This is a genomic window from Enterobacter sp. MGH 33 (assembly GCF_000534535.1).
Classification (GTDB): Bacteria; Pseudomonadota; Gammaproteobacteria; order Enterobacterales; family Enterobacteriaceae; genus Enterobacter; species Enterobacter hormaechei_C.
Map to the genome: position 1 here is coordinate 2,703,491 of NZ_KI973212.1, position 15,825 is coordinate 2,719,315.

General features: G+C 53.4%; 18 protein-coding genes and 1 pseudogene. 10 read left to right on the forward strand and 9 right to left on the reverse strand.

The genetic code is table 11. From position 1 onward, the window contains the following. Positions 1-11 precede the first annotated feature (11 nt). Both L379_RS11285 and L379_RS11280 read right to left on the reverse strand, forming a co-directional pair. On the reverse strand, positions 12-770 hold the full coding sequence (locus tag L379_RS11285) for an alpha/beta fold hydrolase (protein ID WP_017382270.1): 759 nt from the start codon (positions 768-770) through the stop codon (positions 12-14). Between the two features lie 86 nt (positions 771-856). Next, positions 857-1,030 carry a GhoT/OrtT family toxin gene (locus tag L379_RS11280; protein WP_003856960.1) on the reverse strand — a complete coding sequence of 58 codons (174 nt, stop codon included), beginning with the start codon at positions 1,028-1,030 and terminating at the stop codon, positions 857-859. Between the two features lie 243 nt (positions 1,031-1,273). Between L379_RS11280 and L379_RS11275 the strand changes: the two genes are divergently transcribed. The 3 genes from L379_RS11275 to L379_RS11265 are packed head-to-tail and all read left to right on the forward strand — an operon-like array spanning position 1,274 to position 2,167. Beyond that, positions 1,274-1,600 (forward strand): TehB family protein, encoded by a 327-nt coding sequence (locus L379_RS11275; protein WP_015570441.1) that lies wholly within the window; start codon positions 1,274-1,276, stop codon positions 1,598-1,600. A gap of 27 nt (positions 1,601-1,627) precedes the next feature. Further along, complete coding sequence (locus L379_RS11270) at positions 1,628-1,981, forward strand: TehB family protein (protein WP_003856958.1); 354 nt, start codon at positions 1,628-1,630, stop codon at positions 1,979-1,981. Positions 1,982-1,984: 3 nt separating this feature from the next. Further along, a complete protein-coding gene (locus L379_RS11265; protein ID WP_003856955.1) occupies positions 1,985-2,167 on the forward strand; it encodes a DUF1869 domain-containing protein in 183 nt (60 codons plus the stop codon). Between the two features lie 35 nt (positions 2,168-2,202). Here the strand turns inward: L379_RS11265 and patD are convergent, their stop codons facing one another. The 3 genes from patD to L379_RS11250 all read right to left on the reverse strand — a co-directional run bounded on the left by patD (position 2,203) and on the right by L379_RS11250 (position 5,462). Then, on the reverse strand, positions 2,203-3,627 hold the full coding sequence (patD, locus tag L379_RS11260) for an aminobutyraldehyde dehydrogenase (protein ID WP_032653709.1): 1,425 nt from the start codon (positions 3,625-3,627) through the stop codon (positions 2,203-2,205). Positions 3,628-3,766: 139 nt separating this feature from the next. After that, a complete protein-coding gene (locus tag L379_RS11255; RefSeq protein WP_017693361.1) occupies positions 3,767-5,191 on the reverse strand; it encodes an aminotransferase-like domain-containing protein in 1,425 nt (474 codons plus the stop codon). Positions 5,192-5,273: 82 nt separating this feature from the next. Further along, the gene (locus tag L379_RS11250; protein ID WP_017693360.1) at positions 5,274-5,462 is read right to left on the reverse strand and encodes a cold shock small protein YmcF; all 189 of its coding nucleotides are present in this window, start codon (positions 5,460-5,462) and stop codon (positions 5,274-5,276) included. 393 nt (positions 5,463-5,855) lie between these two features. Here L379_RS11250 and L379_RS11245 point away from each other — a divergent pair, with 393 nt between their 5' ends. The 4 genes from L379_RS11245 to hslJ all read left to right on the forward strand — a co-directional run bounded on the left by L379_RS11245 (position 5,856) and on the right by hslJ (position 8,955). Then, complete coding sequence (locus L379_RS11245) at positions 5,856-7,250, forward strand: cytochrome ubiquinol oxidase subunit I (RefSeq protein ID WP_032103603.1); 1,395 nt, start codon at positions 5,856-5,858, stop codon at positions 7,248-7,250. 5 nt (positions 7,251-7,255) lie between these two features. After that, complete coding sequence (cydB, locus tag L379_RS11240; protein ID WP_032653710.1) at positions 7,256-8,266, forward strand: cytochrome d ubiquinol oxidase subunit II; 1,011 nt, start codon at positions 7,256-7,258, stop codon at positions 8,264-8,266. Continuing rightward, complete coding sequence (locus L379_RS11235; protein ID WP_017693358.1) at positions 8,266-8,394, forward strand: DUF2474 domain-containing protein; 129 nt, start codon at positions 8,266-8,268, stop codon at positions 8,392-8,394. The genes cydB and L379_RS11235 overlap by 1 nt, the downstream gene beginning before the upstream one ends. A gap of 123 nt (positions 8,395-8,517) precedes the next feature. Then, positions 8,518-8,955 carry a heat shock protein HslJ gene (gene hslJ, locus L379_RS11230; RefSeq protein WP_032653712.1) on the forward strand — a complete coding sequence of 146 codons (438 nt, stop codon included), beginning with the start codon at positions 8,518-8,520 and terminating at the stop codon, positions 8,953-8,955. A 1-nt stretch (position 8,956) separates the two neighbouring features. Here hslJ and L379_RS11225 read toward each other — a convergent pair whose 3' ends face one another. Next, positions 8,957-9,223: a putative hemolysin gene (locus L379_RS11225; RefSeq protein WP_003856935.1), complete on the reverse strand. Its 267-nt coding sequence runs from the start codon at positions 9,221-9,223 to the stop codon at positions 8,957-8,959. 270 nt (positions 9,224-9,493) lie between these two features. On the opposite strand from L379_RS11225, the gene nifJ reads away from it, so the two are divergent. Both nifJ and ompC read left to right on the forward strand, forming a co-directional pair. Continuing rightward, positions 9,494-13,018, forward strand: a complete 3,525-nt coding sequence (gene nifJ / locus L379_RS11220) for a pyruvate:ferredoxin (flavodoxin) oxidoreductase (RefSeq protein ID WP_032653713.1) — start codon at positions 9,494-9,496, stop codon at positions 13,016-13,018. 386 nt (positions 13,019-13,404) lie between these two features. Further along, positions 13,405-14,532 carry a porin OmpC gene (ompC, locus tag L379_RS11215; RefSeq protein WP_017382260.1) on the forward strand — a complete coding sequence of 376 codons (1,128 nt, stop codon included), beginning with the start codon at positions 13,405-13,407 and terminating at the stop codon, positions 14,530-14,532. A gap of 33 nt (positions 14,533-14,565) precedes the next feature. Here ompC and L379_RS11210 read toward each other — a convergent pair whose 3' ends face one another. The 3 genes from L379_RS11210 to L379_RS26290 all read right to left on the reverse strand — a co-directional run bounded on the left by L379_RS11210 (position 14,566) and on the right by L379_RS26290 (position 15,539). Next, on the reverse strand, positions 14,566-14,988 hold the full coding sequence (locus tag L379_RS11210) for a GFA family protein (RefSeq protein ID WP_032653714.1): 423 nt from the start codon (positions 14,986-14,988) through the stop codon (positions 14,566-14,568). Positions 14,989-14,990: 2 nt separating this feature from the next. Continuing rightward, positions 14,991-15,188 (reverse strand): hypothetical protein, encoded by a 198-nt coding sequence (locus L379_RS11205; RefSeq protein ID WP_000790642.1) that lies wholly within the window; start codon positions 15,186-15,188, stop codon positions 14,991-14,993. Positions 15,189-15,407: 219 nt separating this feature from the next. Then, a complete protein-coding gene (locus L379_RS26290) occupies positions 15,408-15,539 on the reverse strand; it encodes a hypothetical protein (protein ID WP_017693355.1) in 132 nt (43 codons plus the stop codon). Between the two features lie 70 nt (positions 15,540-15,609). Between L379_RS26290 and L379_RS26295 the strand changes: the two are divergent. After that, positions 15,610-15,807: pseudogene (locus L379_RS26295) on the forward strand (site-specific integrase); the annotation flags it as partial. Positions 15,808-15,825: the final 18 nt, after the last annotated feature.

A 15,825-nucleotide genomic window follows, 5' to 3' on the forward strand; every position in this document is an offset into this window, starting at 1 on the left:
GGGCTACCCCTTCATGAGCCGTTTATGAAGCCAGACAAAGCCTGAGCCAACGCTGACGGGTTTTCCCAGGACATTGAATGGCCCGCATCAGGGATAATTTTTACAGCAACGCCGTTTTGTTGCAGGCGAATAAAATCGTCATCAGGCAGGGAGCGCTCACCAAAAACTAACATTACCGGGCAGCTCAATGACAAGAACAGGTGTGCCCAGTCAGGTTTAACGCCCTCGACCAGGCTTGTTGCGCCGCGCCAGACGGCCCAGGGGGCATTGCTTTGAAGGCTTCCAGCCCACGGCGACGTTTCCGCCCGCAGCATGTCATCATAGCCCTGAGCCAGAAAATGTTGTTCCGTTTGGGCCGCAATTGCTCGGCTGAACATCCCGCCACCCGCATGAAAATTGGGTTCAGATACTATCAGGCCCTTAACGCGCGACGTTAACAGTGCTGCCGTTTCGATCGCGATACTCCCCCCCATGCTATGACCATACAGCCAGAGACTATCCAGGGCGAGATGGTTTAACAGTTCAACCACCACCTGCGCCTGTTCGCTCGTGCGATAACGGTAGTTGTCAGGTTTGTCACTGTAACCGCTACCGGGAAGATCGATCAAAATGGCTCTGCGCCCCCCGAAACGGGTATCACAGACAATACGAGGATATTCATACGACGATGCACAGCCCAACCCGTGGATAAACACAACCGGGTCACCGAAACCGGGAAGATCCTGCCAGCGCACAGTGCAGCCTGCTTGCTGCGAATAGAAACTGTTCATAAGCACTCCATGTATGACGGACTGTATATTTATACAGCCTCAATGTATGGAATGCTATGTCTGGATGCCGATTCTGGAAGCGTGCTTCAGAAAAGAGAGATCAACAGGGCAACAGGAAAGCTCATCGGCCAGGTGGAACCCACCAGGAATGCGCTCAACAGGCGAATACGTTTACGATCTTTAGACAGGAACCAGGTGATTAATGCGCAGATGGAGGCCATGATTGCGTAGAACACCAACATCTTTTGATACAACGTCATTCTGTTTACCTGAGCCGAAAAATAACCGCACGCAATATGCGTCATATGTTGACACAGATCAAGTTTTTTCGTTACATCATAACCACTTAAATACTAAGGATAATAACAACTGAGTACCTTGTGTAACAACGCCGGGTAAAGCAAAACGGTTATTATTGATAAGATGCATATTAAATGCACTTATTGATAAATTCATCCCCGCAGAAAGCAGTTTAATAACAGCAGGCTTTTAAGGGAGGAAACATGCTACGCATTCCGCAGAGTTGCATTCACACCCGTTCCACGCCTTTCTGGAACAAAGAAACGGCCCCCGCCGGCATTTTTAAACGTCACCTTGATACGGGCACGCGCCCGGGCGTTTACCCTCGCCTGTCGGTGATGCGTGGCGCAGTGCGTTATCTGGGCTATGCTGATGAATTTACACCTGAGCCTGACAGCGAGCTCGTCATTGAAGCGGGTCGTTTCGGCGTTTTCCCGCCAGAGAGATGGCACCACATTGAGGTGATGACCGACGACACCCTGTTCAATATTGAATTCTTTGTTGAACCTGAGGTGCTTAAGTCCCTTTAAGCGCCCGCCAACATGAAGGAAACTATGATGTTACGTATTCCTGAAAACTTTGTTCATACCCGCTCGACGCCGTTCTGGAATAAAGAGACCGCCCCAAAAGCGCTTTTTACCCATCACAACACCAAAGCCGGCGTGTACGGTCGGTTATCCGTCATGCAGGGTGCAGTGCGTTACTTTGGCTTTGCCGATGGCGACGCCACCGAACCCGATCTGGAAGTGGTCATTGAGGCCGGTTCTTTTGGCATCTCCCCACCCCAAAAATGGCACCGCATTGAGCTACTGACCGACGACACCTATTTTAATATCGACTTTTTCGCGGATCCTGCCGTCACGCTCAGCGGTGCGGGCATCGGTAAAGTGGTCAACACGCATAAGGAGTAAATAATGGGTAAGGCTACCTATACCGTGACCGTCACCAACAACAGCAACGGCGTGTCGGTGGATTATGAAACAGAAGCGCCAATGGAGCTGTTGATCCCGGACGTCGCGGCAGATGTCGTGAAGGATCTGGTGAACACCGTTCGCGCCTACGATACGGAAAATGAACACGAGGTCTGTGGCTGGTAAGCTGAATCGCCCGGCACTGCGCCGGGCATGAGGGTTTAGTGTTTGATCATTACATGCCGGACTACCGTGTAATCCTCAAGTCCGTAGACCGACATATCTTTGCCATAACCGGATAACTTCATCCCGCCGTGCGGCATTTCGCTCACCAGCATAAAATGGGTATTGACCCAGGTGCAGCCATACTGCAACCGTGCGCTGAGGCGATGGGCGCGTCCGACGTCTTTTGTCCAGACGGACGAGGCCAGGCCGTATTGCGAATCGTTGGCCCAGTTCAGCACCTGCGCTTCATCCTCAAATTCTGTCACACTGACCACCGGGCCAAACACTTCTCGCTGGACGATCGCATCTTCCTGCTTCGCCCCGGCCAGCAGCGTTGGCTGGAAGTAATATCCTGCCCCCTCTCTTTTACTGCCACCGGTGACGACGCGGATATGTCCAAGGGTTTTGGCTTCGTCCACGGCAGCACAAACGCGGGAAAGATGCGCTGCGGAGCTGAGCGGTCCCAGCTCGGTTGACGCATCGTCCGGCGCGCCCATTTTCAGGCTGGCAACGGCTGCGCCCAGCTTTTCGACCAGCGCGGGGTAAATCCCCCTCTGGGCATAGATACGACAGGCTGCGGTACAATCCTGACCAGCATTGTAGAAACCAAACGTACGCACGCCTTCAACCACGGCATCCAAATCTGCATCGTCAAAGACAATGACCGGGGCTTTTCCGCCCAATTCCATATGGGTACGTTTAACTGAAGATGCGGTATGCCCGATAATATGTTCTCCGGTAGCAATAGAGCCGGTGAGAGAAACCATACGGACTTTTTCGTGGCCGGTCAGCGGATCTCCTACGGTTTTTCCGCGACCAAACAGCACGTTCAGCACGCCTGGCGGGAAGATATCTTTCGCCAGTTCCGCCAGCTTCAGCGCCGTCAACGGGGTAATTTCAGACGGCTTGATGACGACACAGTTTCCCGCCGCCAGCGCGGGCGCCAGCTTCCACGCCGCCATCATCAGAGGGTAGTTCCAGGGCGCAATAGAGGCGACAACGCCAACCGGGTCGCGGCGGATCATTGAGGTATGTCCTTCGAGGTATTCTCCGGCAGCCAGCCCGTTCAGGCAGCGGGCGGCCCCGGCAAAGAAGCGAAACACATCGACCACGGCCGGGATCTCATCTCCCTGAACACAGTGCAGCGGTTTCCCGCAGTTAAGGGACTCCACTTTTGCGAACGCGTCAGCGTTGGCTTCTATCACATCAGCCAGTTTCAACAGACATTCGGCGCGCGTTTTCGGCGTCGTTTGTCCCCACTCTGTGAACGCGCGATCGGCAGCCTGGACGGCAGCGTCCACCTGTGCTGCCGACGCTTCAGCAATCTCCAGCAGCACTTCACCCGTGGCAGGATTATAAACCGCCTGCTTCTCACCTTCGCCGGTCATCAGTTCACCATTAATCAGCAATTGATTTTGCATAGCATCGTCCTGTTGAAATCGACATTGTTTTCGCTGTCAGCACACGTTCTGGCGGGCAGAAACGTGACAACGTCACGTTACCAATCCGCGCTCCCTTACTAAAGGTAGACCGCGCGTCATGTCGCTTCAGGAATTTTCATCAAGGTGTGACTGGGTGCAGCATCATTTCGCGGATTAACCCCGCCAGCTGGACGACCGCCTGCTCCTCCCGCTCGCCCCAGCCCCATGAGGTATTGAAACGGAAAAACGGTGTCCAGATATTGGAGGTGGAAAACATCTTGCCGGGCGCAATGCTGATTTGATGGGTTAACGCCTTCTCACTCAACCGCCCCGCATCCAGCTGTTCAGGCAGTTCCAGCCATAAAAAATAGCCGCTGTCGTTATGATGGATTTTGACGCCGGCAGGCATATGACGCAAAAGCGATTGCCAGGCCTGCTGTTTGCGTTCAGCAAGCGTGCGTCGCAGACGGCGAAGGTGGGCGTCGTAACGTTTGGTCGCCAGGTAATCCACCAGCGCCAGCTGCATGGGAGAGCTGGTGGACAACGTACTCATCAGCTGCAACTGCTGAATACGGCGCGCATGTTTTCCCGCCGCCACCCAGCCAATACGGAAACCGGCCACCAGACACTTGGAGAATGAGGAGCAGTGCAACGTCATATCCTGCTTATCCCAGGCCTTTGCCGGAAGCGGCTTTTCGCGGCCAAAGTATAGTTCGCTGTAAACATCGTCTTCAATCAGCGTGACGTTATGCCGGGTGAGTAAGGCAACCAGCTGAGCTTTCTTCTCTGCACTCAGCGTGAAGCCGAGCGGGTTCTGACTGTTGGTCATCAGCCAGCAGGCTTTCACCGGATAATCATTTAACGCCTGCTCAAGGGCACTGAGATCGATGCCCTCACGCACGTCAGTGGCAACCGACAGCGCTTTCAGTTTCAGACGTTCAAGCGCCTGGAGTGCGCCATAAAAACAGGGGTTTTCAACGATAACCCAGTCCCCTGGTTCAGTCACAGCCTGCAAACTGAGGTTAAGCGCCTCAAGCGCGCCCGCGGTGATCACAATTTCATCCGGGGAGATATTCATTCCCTGCTGAGCGTAGCGACGGGCAATGGCATGACGTAAGTCGACGTTACCCGGCGGCAGGTTTTCGATCACGCTCATGGCGGTAGCCGTTTTGCTGACGTTAGCCAGCGATCGGTTGAGTTGCTGAAGCGGGAAAAGGCGCGGATCGGGAAACGCCGAGGCAAAAGGGACAACGGAGGGGTCGCGGCTGGCCTGTAGCACGTCGAAAATATAGGTGTTGATGTCGACCACTTCATCGCGCATCACCTGCGCGGGCGGTGCAGGCTGGTGTGTGGTCGGGCGGGCGGCAACGTAATAGCCTGACTGCGGTCTGGCAACAATGCGCCCCTGACTTTCCAGCATCTGATACGCGTGGCCCACGGTCATAAAACTCATGCCGCTGCTTGCCACCTGCTCTCGCAGAGAAGGCAGCTTATCGCCCGGCAACCATACGCCAAGCTCAATCTGCGAGATAATTTGTTGCGCCAGACGCTGGTATTTTTTCATCAGATTCTCCTTATTGCTGACAGTGTATATCAGCAGGAGAAAAAGAGAAGATTTTGCTAACTGTTATAGGAAACGCGGCAGATTACTTGCGGTACTCTGTAATGTGATTCTGAGCAGAACGCGCTGCGGCCAGGTGGTCGAGCGTGATCATCGACGATTTGCAGAAAATGCATTTCGCGCCGAACGGGTTTTTGTCAGACACATCAAAAGCTGAGGTGCGGTACTGCGAGCCATGACAGCATGGGCAGCGGAAATGGATATAAGAAGTCATAGGATTCTCCTGTAAACGTAAAAACGTAAATTACTCATGAGCCGATCAGGCAATAAATGGTTCGATACAAAACTAATCGGAATGTAGATAAAGACCCAAGAGAGGCTGCGGAGAGGCACAACGTGATGAGAACTGCTTTATAAAACTACGTCAGATATTTATTTGGATTCAAAACCAGAAATCCATTAACGCATGTTGCTGGCGACAAAGCAAGCTGTTTAATGCGTAAAAATCATAAAAAGAAATTTTTTATTCTTCCTTGTTACCTATATCAGCCAGATAAAGTTCAGCTTTTCCCACAACTGTTATAGATAAATTATCGATTTCTGCTTCTGATATCTCACTTGCCGCCTCTCTATCATAACAGTACACCGTTTAACATTGAGGCAGTGCATGTTTGGTCCAGATGCGTTTCATCTTGCGCGAATACAGTTCGCCTTTACCGTATCCTTTCATATTATTTTTCCGGCGATAACCATTGGCCTGGCGAGCTATCTCGCCGTGCTGGAAGGGCTGTGGTTGAAAACAAAAAATCCCGTCTGGCGCTCGCTGTACCATTTCTGGTCGAAGATCTTCGCCGTCAACTTTGGGATGGGTGTGGTCTCCGGCCTGGTGATGGCTTATCAGTTTGGCACTAACTGGAGTGGGTTTTCCCAGTTCGCGGGCAGTATTACCGGCCCCCTGCTGACCTATGAAGTGCTTACCGCGTTCTTCCTTGAGGCGGGGTTCCTCGGGGTAATGTTGTTTGGCTGGAATAAGGTCGGGCCGGGGCTGCACTTCTTTTCGACCTGCATGGTCGCACTGGGGACCCTCATGTCTACGTTCTGGATCCTCTCGTCAAACAGCTGGATGCAGACACCGCAAGGGTATGAAATCATCAACGGTCAGGTCGTTCCGGTGGACTGGTTTGCCGTGGTGTTTAACCCCTCCTTCCCTTACCGCCTGCTGCACATGTCGATAGCGGCATTTCTCAGCAGCGCGCTGTTTGTCGGTGCTTCCGCGGCCTGGCATTTGCTGCGCGGAAACAATACGCCCGCTATTCGCACCATGTTTTCCATGGCGTTGTGGATGACGTTGATCGTGGCCCCAGTCCAGGCGCTGGTGGGGGATATGCACGGGCTTAACACCTTAAAACACCAGCCAGCGAAAATAGCCGCCATAGAAGGCCACTGGGAGAATCCGCCGGGTGAGCCTACCCCACTGCTGCTATTTGGCTGGCCGGATATGGAGCAGGAACGGACCCGTTTTGGCCTGGAAATTCCCGCTCTCGGCAGCCTGATCCTGACCCACAGTCTCGATAAACAGGTTCCGGCATTGAAGGAGTTCCCAAAAGAAGATCGCCCGAACGCCACCATTGTCTTCTGGTCTTTCCGCATCATGGCCGGCCTGGGAATGTTGATGCTGCTCCTGGGCGTGACGGCAATCTGGCTGCGTTATAAACAGCGCCTTTATACCTCACGTTCCTTCCTGTGGTTTGCCCTGCTGATGGGGCCGTCCGGGCTGATCGCGATCCTCGCCGGATGGGTAACAACGGAGGTCGGCCGCCAGCCCTGGGTCGTCTATGGTCTACAGCGTACAAAGGATGCGGTTTCCGCGCATGGCGATCTGCACATGAGCGTCAGTTTGCTGGCCTTCTTCGTGGTTTACACCGCGGTATTCGGCGTGGGTTACAGCTATATGGTGCGTCTGATTAAAAAAGGGCCGCAGCCCCATGAATCCTTCGCGACTGAATCCGATGGCCGCCCTGCTCGTCCGCTTTCTGCCGTCACCACTGAATTTAAGGAGTAACCGTAATGGGTATCGATCTTTCCATTATCTGGTTCGTGATTATCGTTTTCGCCACGTTGATGTATATCGTGATGGACGGTTTTGATTTGGGGATAGGCATCCTGTTTCCGGCAACGCCGAATGCGGACGACCGCGACGTGATGGTCAATAGCGTGGCTCCCGTCTGGGATGGCAACGAAACCTGGCTGGTGCTTGGCGGTGCGGCCCTGTTTGGCGCCTTTCCTCTCGCCTATGCGGTTATCATCGACGCGCTAACCATTCCACTGACAATAATGCTGATCGGGCTTATATTTCGTGGCGTCGCCTTCGAATTTCGCTTCAAGGCCACTCCGGCGCACCGCCCGTTCTGGGATAAGGCCTTTATTGGCGGATCAATTGTGGCGACCTTTAGCCAGGGCATCACCGTCGGCGCGGTCATCCATGGGTTCAGCATCACTGGTCGCGCTTACAGCGGTGGTCCGTTTGACTGGTTTACCGCGTTCAATTTTTTCTGCGGTGCGGGTCTTGTAGTGGCTTACGCGCTGCTAGGTTCAACGTGGCTGGTAATGAAAAGCGAAAATGCCCTGCAACAGCGGATGCGTCAGGTATCGAAAGTGCTTCTGCTCCTGCTTCTGGTATTCATTGCAGTAATCAGTATCTGGACCCCTCTCGCCCAACCAGCTATTGCTGCGCGCTGGTTTACGCTGCCGAATCTGTTTTATCTGCTGCCCGTTCCTGCGCTGGTTGCGATCCTGAGTCTGTGCCAGTGGCGCTGCCTGAACGATCCTGCGAGCCATACTCTGCCGTTTGTTATGACATTAGGGCTGGTTTTTCTTGGCTTTAGCGGGCTTGGGATCAGCATCTGGCCGCATATTATCCCGCCGGACATTACCCTGTGGCAGGCCGCTGCGCCAGTCCAAAGCCAGGGCTTTATGTTAGTGGGTGCACTGTTGATCATTCCCGTGATTCTGGTCTACACCTTCTGGAGTTATTACGTTTTTCGCGGAAAAGTACAGCATGGGGAGGGTTATCACTGATGCAACAACCTGTATGGAAACGTTTGATGTGGCTTGCCATCATCTGGGGCGGCAGCGTTCTGGCGCTGGCCTGCGTAAGTATGCTCTTTAAAATGCTGATGGCCGCAGCCGGATTTAAATCGCACTAACTCACTGACCGGGTGCGCCGCCGCCCGGTCCCTTCCCGCACTTTCAGATAAACCCCATTAACACTCAGGAGGGTATGGTTACACTGAAAAAATATTTACGGTATTGATAGTTTGAGAAAAAAAATGAAAAAGCTCGCGGCAGTAAGTTTAATCAGCCTCGCACTGGCTGGATGCGTTAATCCTGGTAAAGCCTCCGTTCAGACCGAACAGCTAGAGAATCATCGTTTCGTTCTGGAAAATGTGGATGGCAAAGCGGTTAAAGGCGGGAAAAACCAGCCTGAAATTCGCTTCAGTGCGCAACCCAATATCAGCCTGATTAACAACATTGTCGTCTCCGGCACAATGTGCAACGGCTTCAACGGCCAGGGGAAACTGTCCGAAGGAGAGTTGACGGTCAAAACGCTGGCAATGACGCGGAAACTCTGCACCGAGCCGCAGCTAAATGAACTGGATCAGACCATCGCCGATATGCTACGCACAGGCGCACAGGTAGACCTGACCGAAGACCAGTTAACCCTGGCGACAGCCAATAAGACATTGATGTTTAAGCGAGTTGAATAACTCAGTAGCTTCCGCACGAACCTACGGCAAGCGACTGCTCACTACAGCGTTTGCCATTTGGCAATGCGCACATGCCGATGGCGGAGCCATCGAGCTGACGGGCAACGGAGAGTGAACCGCCGATCATTGCGCAGTTGGCCTGACCTGAACTGGACATAGCCGCCCGCATACCTGGCGTAACGTGTGCCGCTGTCGCCTGCTGTACAGGTTCATTGCTGCATGCCGACAACAGTAACGCGGCACATCCGACCCAAAATGCTGAACGCATACCTTCCTCCCCATAATTAACGCGAAACCTATGCATAATAGGCATCACGCGCCGCATCGTCGAGAGCGGATGTGCGTATTTATGCGCCCTGGTAACAATTTCTCGCAATTTTTTAACGCGAGTAGCCATCGAGTCATTGATACAGCGCATACCAAGGACACAAAAGCGAAAATCGTAAAACCTGAGCTTTGCTAAAATACACAGATAATATTCAGGGTCTGTCGTCGTTTTTCAGGCCCCTCTTTTTGCGCAATGTAAGGGTGTTGTCCTATGCAAACTATTGACGGCAATGGTGCAGTCGCGTCTGTTGCGTTTCGTACCAGCGAAGTGATCGCCATCTACCCCATCACTCCCAGCTCCACGATGGCTGAACAGGCTGACGCCTGGGCTGGTAATGGGATAAAAAACGTCTGGGGCGATGTCCCGCGAGTTGTAGAAATGCAGTCCGAAGCCGGTGCCATTGCCACCGTGCACGGTGCGTTGCAGACCGGTGCCCTGTCGACCTCGTTCACGTCGTCTCAGGGGCTGCTGTTGATGATCCCCACGCTTTACAAGCTGGCAGGGCAATTAACGCCGTTTGTGTTGCACGTCGCCGCACGCACCGTAGCCACTCACGCTCTCTCTATTTTTGGCGACCACTCAGATGTGATGGCCGTGCGTCAGACCGGCTGCGCTATGCTCTGCGCCAGCAGCGTGCAGGAAGCGCAGGACTTCGCGCTGATTTCGCATATCGCCACGCTGAAAAGCCGAGTGCCATTTATTCATTTCTTCGATGGTTTCCGTACGTCCCACGAGATCAATAAAATCGTTCCGCTACCGGACGACACTATTCTTAATCTGCTGCCGCAGGCTGACATCGATGCGCATCGCGCTCGCGCCCTCAATCCGGAACATCCGGTGATCCGGGGTACCTCTGCGAACCCGGATACCTATTTCCAGTCCCGCGAGGCGACGAACCCGTGGTACAACGCGGTCTATGAACACGTTGAACAGGCGATGGACGATTTTGCCGCTGCGACGGGCCGCGAATATAAGCCGTTTGAATATTACGGTCATCCGCAGGCCGAGCGCGTGATCGTCCTGATGGGCTCCGCCATTGGCACCTGTGAAGAGGTGGTTGATGAGCTATTGACGCGTGGTGAAAAAGTTGGCGTGCTCAAAGTTCGCCTCTACCGTCCCTTCTCAGCGAAACACCTGCTCGCAGCCCTGCCGGATAGCGCGCGTGCAGTGGCGGTACTGGACCGCACCAAAGAGCCTGGCGCACAGGCTGAGCCACTTTATCTGGATGTGATGACCGCTCTGGCTGAGGCGTTTAACCGCGGTGAGCGCGAAACGCTGCCGCGCGTCATTGGCGGGCGTTATGGATTGTCTTCCAAAGAGTTCGGACCGGAGTGCGTCCTGGCGGTATTTGCTGAACTCCGCGAGGCAAAACCGAAGCCGCGCTTTACGGTCGGCATTTATGATGACGTGACTAACCTTTCTCTGCCCTTGCCGGAAAACACCCTGCCCTCGAATGCGAAACTGGAAGCGCTGTTCTACGGTCTGGGTAGCGACGGCAGCGTCTCGGCGACCAAGAACAACATCAAAATTATCGGCAACTCTACGCCGTGGTATGCGCAAGGATATTTCGTCTACGACTCCAAAAAAGCGGGCGGACTGACCGTCTCCCACCTGCGCGTCAGCGAACACCCGATCCGTTCGGCATACCTGATTTCTCAGGCAGATTTTGTTGGCTGTCACCAGCTCCAGTTCATTGATAAATATCAGATGGCCGAGCGCCTGAAGCCCGGCGGTATTTTCCTGATCAACACCCCTTACAGCGCCGACGAGGTCTGGGCACGCCTGCCCCAGGAAGTGCAGGCGGTGCTTAACCAGAAACAGGCGCGCCTGTATGTCATTAACGCCGCGAAGATCGCCCGCGAATGCGGCCTGGCGGCGCGCATCAATACGGTTATGCAGATGGCGTTCTTCCACCTGACCAATATTCTGCCGGGCGACAGCGCGCTGATGGAGCTTCAGGGTGCAATCGCCAAAAGCTACAGCAGCAAAGGTCAGGAACTGGTTGAGCGCAACTGGCAGGCGCTGGCGCTGGCCCGCGAATCGCTGTTCGCGGTGCCGTTGCAGCCGGTCAATGCCAGCAGTCCGAACCGGCCGCCAGTGGTGTCTGACGCCGCCCCGGATTTCGTCAAAACCGTCACGGCGGCGATGCTTGCCGGACTAGGCGACACCCTTCCCGTCTCTGCGCTTCCGCCTGACGGCACCTGGCCGATGGGCACGACCCGCTGGGAAAAACGCAACATTGCCGAAGCGATTCCCATCTGGAAAGAAGAGCTGTGCACCCAGTGCAACCACTGCGTGGCGGCCTGCCCTCACTCGGCCATTCGCGCCAAAGTGGTGTCGCCAGAAGCGTTAGATGGCGCGCCGGAAAGTTTGCACTCGCTGGATGTAAAATCCCGCGATATGCGTGGTCAGAAATATGTCCTACAGGTGGCGCCGGAAGACTGTACCGGCTGTAACCTGTGCGTCGAGGTGTGCCCGGCGAAAGATCGTCAGGACCCGTCAATCAAAGCCATCAATATGATGTCGCGTCTTGAACATGTTGAAGAAGAGAAAGTGAATTATGATTTCTTCCTCGACCTGCCCGAAATCGATCGCAACAAGCTGGAACGCATTGACATTCGTACCTCGCAGCTCATCACCCCGCTCTTCGAGTACTCCGGGGCGTGCTCCGGCTGCGGCGAAACACCGTATATCAAACTGCTCACTCAGCTTTACGGTGACCGAATGCTGATTGCCAACGCGACGGGCTGCTCGTCGATCTACGGGGGTAACCTGCCGTCCACGCCATACACCACCGACGCGAACGGTCGCGGCCCGGCGTGGGCAAACTCGCTTTTCGAGGACAACGCAGAATTTGGTCTGGGATTCCGTCTGACGGTCGATCAGCACCGCGCCCGCGTAATGCGTCTGCTCGCACAGTTTGCCGATAAGATCCCGGCAGAACTGAATGATGCCCTGCATGCGGAGGCCACACCTGACGTTCGTCGCGCGCAGGTTGCTGAACTGCGCAACGCGCTTAAGGGTGTTGAAGGGGCTGAACAACTCCTGACTGATGCTGACGCGCTGGTTGAAAAATCTATCTGGCTGATCGGCGGCGACGGGTGGGCCTACGATATTGGTTTCGGCGGTCTTGATCATGTCCTGAGCCTGACCGAAAACGTCAATATTCTGGTGCTTGATACTCAGTGCTATTCCAACACCGGCGGACAGGCCTCGAAAGCAACGCCATTGGGGGCGGTCACGAAATTTGGTGAGCACGGCAAGCGCAAGGCGCGTAAAGATTTGGGCGTCAGCATGATGATGTATGGACACGTCTACGTCGCGCAGATTTCGCTGGGGGCACAGCTCAACCAGACGGTGAAAGCCATTCAGGAAGCGGAAGCGTATCCAGGGCCGTCGCTGATTATCGCCTACAGTCCGTGTGAGGAGCATGGTTACGATCTGGCGCTCAGCCACGACCAGATGCGTCAGCTCACCGCAACCGGCTTCTGGCCACTGTACCGCTTTGACCCGCGCCGTGCCGATGAAGGGAAATTGCCGCTGGCGCTGGATTCGCGTCCGCCGTCAGACGCCCTTGCCGAAACCTTACTTCAGGAGCAGCGTTTCCGCAGGCTGAACGCTCAACAGCCAGAAGTGGCAGAGCAGCTATGGAAGGATGCGGCAGCGGATCTACAGAAGCGGTATGACTTCCTGGCGCAACTGGCGGGGAAAGCCGAAAAATCGACCAGCGAATAACCTGTATGCCCGGCATGTCCGGGCATTTTTTTGCCAAAAAAAGCCCGATGCACGTGCACCGGGCGAATCCAGAAGATCGGTGAAAATTGCCTCAATGTTCTGAACAATATTCACGTGAATTATGGATGAAAAAATCTTAAAGGCATATAACGGCGTGAAGGTTACCTTGTTTTCCACGTAATTAATAATTTTTATTTTGTATTGATTATAATAATTCATTCATGGCATCAATCGTTATTTCTACCGCATCATTTGGTTTAGATTTTACTTAACCCGTAACAATTATATTTTATTCATCCGCCGTCAGAGTGATTTAGCATGGGACAGCTTTCCAGCCCGGAAAGTTCACGAAGTAATAAAAAAATAACTGCAAAGGAATAATCAAAATGCAAAGAAAAGTACTGGCACTGATGATCCCCGCTTTGTTAATGGCTGGCGCCGCTCACGCAGCTGAAATTTATAATAAAGACGGCAATAAACTGGATCTGTATGGCAAAGTAGATGGTCTGCATTATTTCTCTGACGACGCGTCTAAAGATGGCGATCAAACCTATATGCGACTGGGCTTCAAAGGTGAAACCCAAATCAACGACATGATGACCGGCTTCGCACAATGGGAATACAACATTCAGGCAAACAACACCGAAGGGTCTGACAATCAGTCCTGGACGCGTCTGGCCTTCGCGGGTGTGAAGGTGGGCGATTACGGCTCCTTCGATTACGGCCGTAACTATGGCGTCCTGTACGACGTTGAAGGCTGGACCGATATGCTGCCAGAATTTGGTGGCGACTCTTATACTTATGCCGATAACTTTATGACCGGTCGTGCAAACGGCGTGGCTACCTACCGTAACACCGACTTCTTTGGTCTGGTGCAGGGTCTGAACTTCGCGGTGCAGTATCAGGGTAATAATGAAGGTAATAACTGCGACGAGAATTTCTGCTCTACCAATGAAGGGACCAACAACGGTCGTGATACACGTCATGAAAATGGTGACGGTTACGGTATATCCGCAACCTACGATTTCGGCATGGGCTTCAGCGCAGGTGCGGCATATACTTCATCTGACCGTACCAACGATCAGGTAAATTACACTACTGCGGGCGGCGATACTGCGGATGCATGGACCGCAGGTCTGAAATACGATGCCAACAACATTTATCTGGCGGCAATGTATTCCGAAACCCGCAATATGACGCCGTACGGCGACAATGCAGATGCGGTGGCAAACAAAACCCAGAACTTCGAAGTCACCGCACAATATCAGTTCGATTTCGGTCTGCGTCCGGCTATTTCCTATTTACAGTCCAAAGGTAAAGACCTGGGCAATGGCCAGGACGATAAAGATCTGGTGAAATACGCTGACGTCGGTGCTACCTACTATTTCAACAAAAACATGTCCACCTATGTTGATTATAAAATCAACCTGCTGGATGAAGATGATTCGTTCTACAAAAACAATGGTATCGGTACGGATGACATCGTAGCGTTAGGTCTGGTTTACCAGTTCTAATCCCGTTAGCCCGCAGCGATCTGCGGGCTAATTTTATCGCTGTTTCGCCTGTTCTTTGCGAAAAGAGAGATAACCAATTACCCCGCTGTCGCCATCCATAGGGTGATTTACTCCATCCATTACCGCCACTTCCGGGAAGTCGAATGGCGTGACATTTTCCAGACAGGCGACATTCACACCATATTCATTGGGATTGGAACGTCGTTGGTGGAACGTGTAAATACCGCAGATCGAACAGAAGAAATGGCGCGCCGTGCCGGTGTTGAAACGGTACTCTGTGAGCGTGTCCGCGCCCTGCGTCACCTTAATGCCCGTCAAAGGCGCTGAAACCACTACCGCCCCACGCATCCTGCAAAACGAGCAACTACATCGACGTGCGGTATTCAGGCCGTCCGTCAGCTCAACCGTAAATTTCACCGCCCCACAATGACACTGTGCATGACGAATATCAGCCATTGTTATACTCCTTTTCTCACTAACTCAGCCGCTTTTAAAAAGACCTCATCTTCGACACCATCCCCCTTCTGCCTGCCGAGCCTTACCAGCTCAGCGACAATACTTTCACGGTTGATGATCTTCTGGGATGAAACCAGCCCGATAACGGCGGCACCAATCGCCAGCCCAACTAATCCTGTCTGCTCGTCTTTATTTTTCATAGAAGCGCTCCCTTGTCCCCCTCAAAAGCGTAGCAGGAGAACTGTAAAACGCGCTGGTACGCGGGAATGAGATCCGTGCTGTATCTCAGCTGTTCGCCAGGCAAAACAGTAGGGGTTCTGAGCGGTTATCAGACAACGTTGAAGAGGACAACATGAATAGCGGTGCGCGTAGAGAGGCCGAATGGGTGTTAAAACCGCCTTCGAAAAGGCGGCAGGTCATTACTCTGGATCTTTATCGCCTGATTCAGGCGCTGAGCCAGGATCATCTTTCGGTTTTTTTCCATCCTTGTCCGGGTTATCCGGGCTGGGATTATAATCAGGATGGTCACCATTAACGGGACGGTCAGTCATTTTCACCTCCGTTTTTACTGCGTAAGCTGTAAGTGTAGACAACCCTTCAGTCTTAACCAAACTTCTCCTGTGGAGCTCATTTGTAAATCGTGCTGGCATTCGGCGCTGCAATCCGTACCATACACGACACACTTTCGCATGCTGGTTTTTACCGGTAGCCGCATACCCGTCTTTTATCGCTAACCAGATGGGGCACGTACATGCGCAGATGGTGTATGAAATCTATGCTACATGGATAGAAGAGATGAACACGAAGCTGACGCTTTGAAATCGTTTTCCTCACCCT

Coding starts and splice junctions, on each gene's coding strand:
- L379_RS11280 (WP_003856960.1), bottom strand. CDS start 1,030: ATGACGTTGTATCAAAAGATGTTGGTGTTCTACGCAATCATGGCCTCC.
- cydB (WP_032653710.1), top strand. CDS start 7,256: ATGGGTATCGATCTTTCCATTATCTGGTTCGTGATTATCGTTTTCGCC.
- L379_RS11255 (WP_017693361.1), bottom strand. CDS start 5,191: ATGAAAAAATACCAGCGTCTGGCGCAACAAATTATCTCGCAGATTGAG.
- patD (WP_032653709.1), bottom strand. CDS start 3,627: ATGCAAAATCAATTGCTGATTAATGGTGAACTGATGACCGGCGAAGGT.
- L379_RS11225 (WP_003856935.1), bottom strand. CDS start 9,223: ATGCGTTCAGCATTTTGGGTCGGATGTGCCGCGTTACTGTTGTCGGCA.
- nifJ (WP_032653713.1), top strand. CDS start 9,494: ATGCAAACTATTGACGGCAATGGTGCAGTCGCGTCTGTTGCGTTTCGT.
- L379_RS11250 (WP_017693360.1), bottom strand. CDS start 5,462: ATGACTTCTTATATCCATTTCCGCTGCCCATGCTGTCATGGCTCGCAG.
- ompC (WP_017382260.1), top strand. CDS start 13,405: ATGCAAAGAAAAGTACTGGCACTGATGATCCCCGCTTTGTTAATGGCT.
- L379_RS11245 (WP_032103603.1), top strand. CDS start 5,856: ATGTTTGGTCCAGATGCGTTTCATCTTGCGCGAATACAGTTCGCCTTT.
- L379_RS11270 (WP_003856958.1), top strand. CDS start 1,628: ATGTTACGTATTCCTGAAAACTTTGTTCATACCCGCTCGACGCCGTTC.
- L379_RS11235 (WP_017693358.1), top strand. CDS start 8,266: ATGCAACAACCTGTATGGAAACGTTTGATGTGGCTTGCCATCATCTGG.
- L379_RS11265 (WP_003856955.1), top strand. CDS start 1,985: ATGGGTAAGGCTACCTATACCGTGACCGTCACCAACAACAGCAACGGC.
- L379_RS11210 (WP_032653714.1), bottom strand. CDS start 14,988: ATGGCTGATATTCGTCATGCACAGTGTCATTGTGGGGCGGTGAAATTT.
- L379_RS11285 (WP_017382270.1), bottom strand. CDS start 770: ATGAACAGTTTCTATTCGCAGCAAGCAGGCTGCACTGTGCGCTGGCAG.
- L379_RS26290 (WP_017693355.1), bottom strand. CDS start 15,539: ATGACTGACCGTCCCGTTAATGGTGACCATCCTGATTATAATCCCAGC.
- L379_RS11275 (WP_015570441.1), top strand. CDS start 1,274: ATGCTACGCATTCCGCAGAGTTGCATTCACACCCGTTCCACGCCTTTC.
- L379_RS11205 (WP_000790642.1), bottom strand. CDS start 15,188: ATGAAAAATAAAGACGAGCAGACAGGATTAGTTGGGCTGGCGATTGGT.
- hslJ (WP_032653712.1), top strand. CDS start 8,518: ATGAAAAAGCTCGCGGCAGTAAGTTTAATCAGCCTCGCACTGGCTGGA.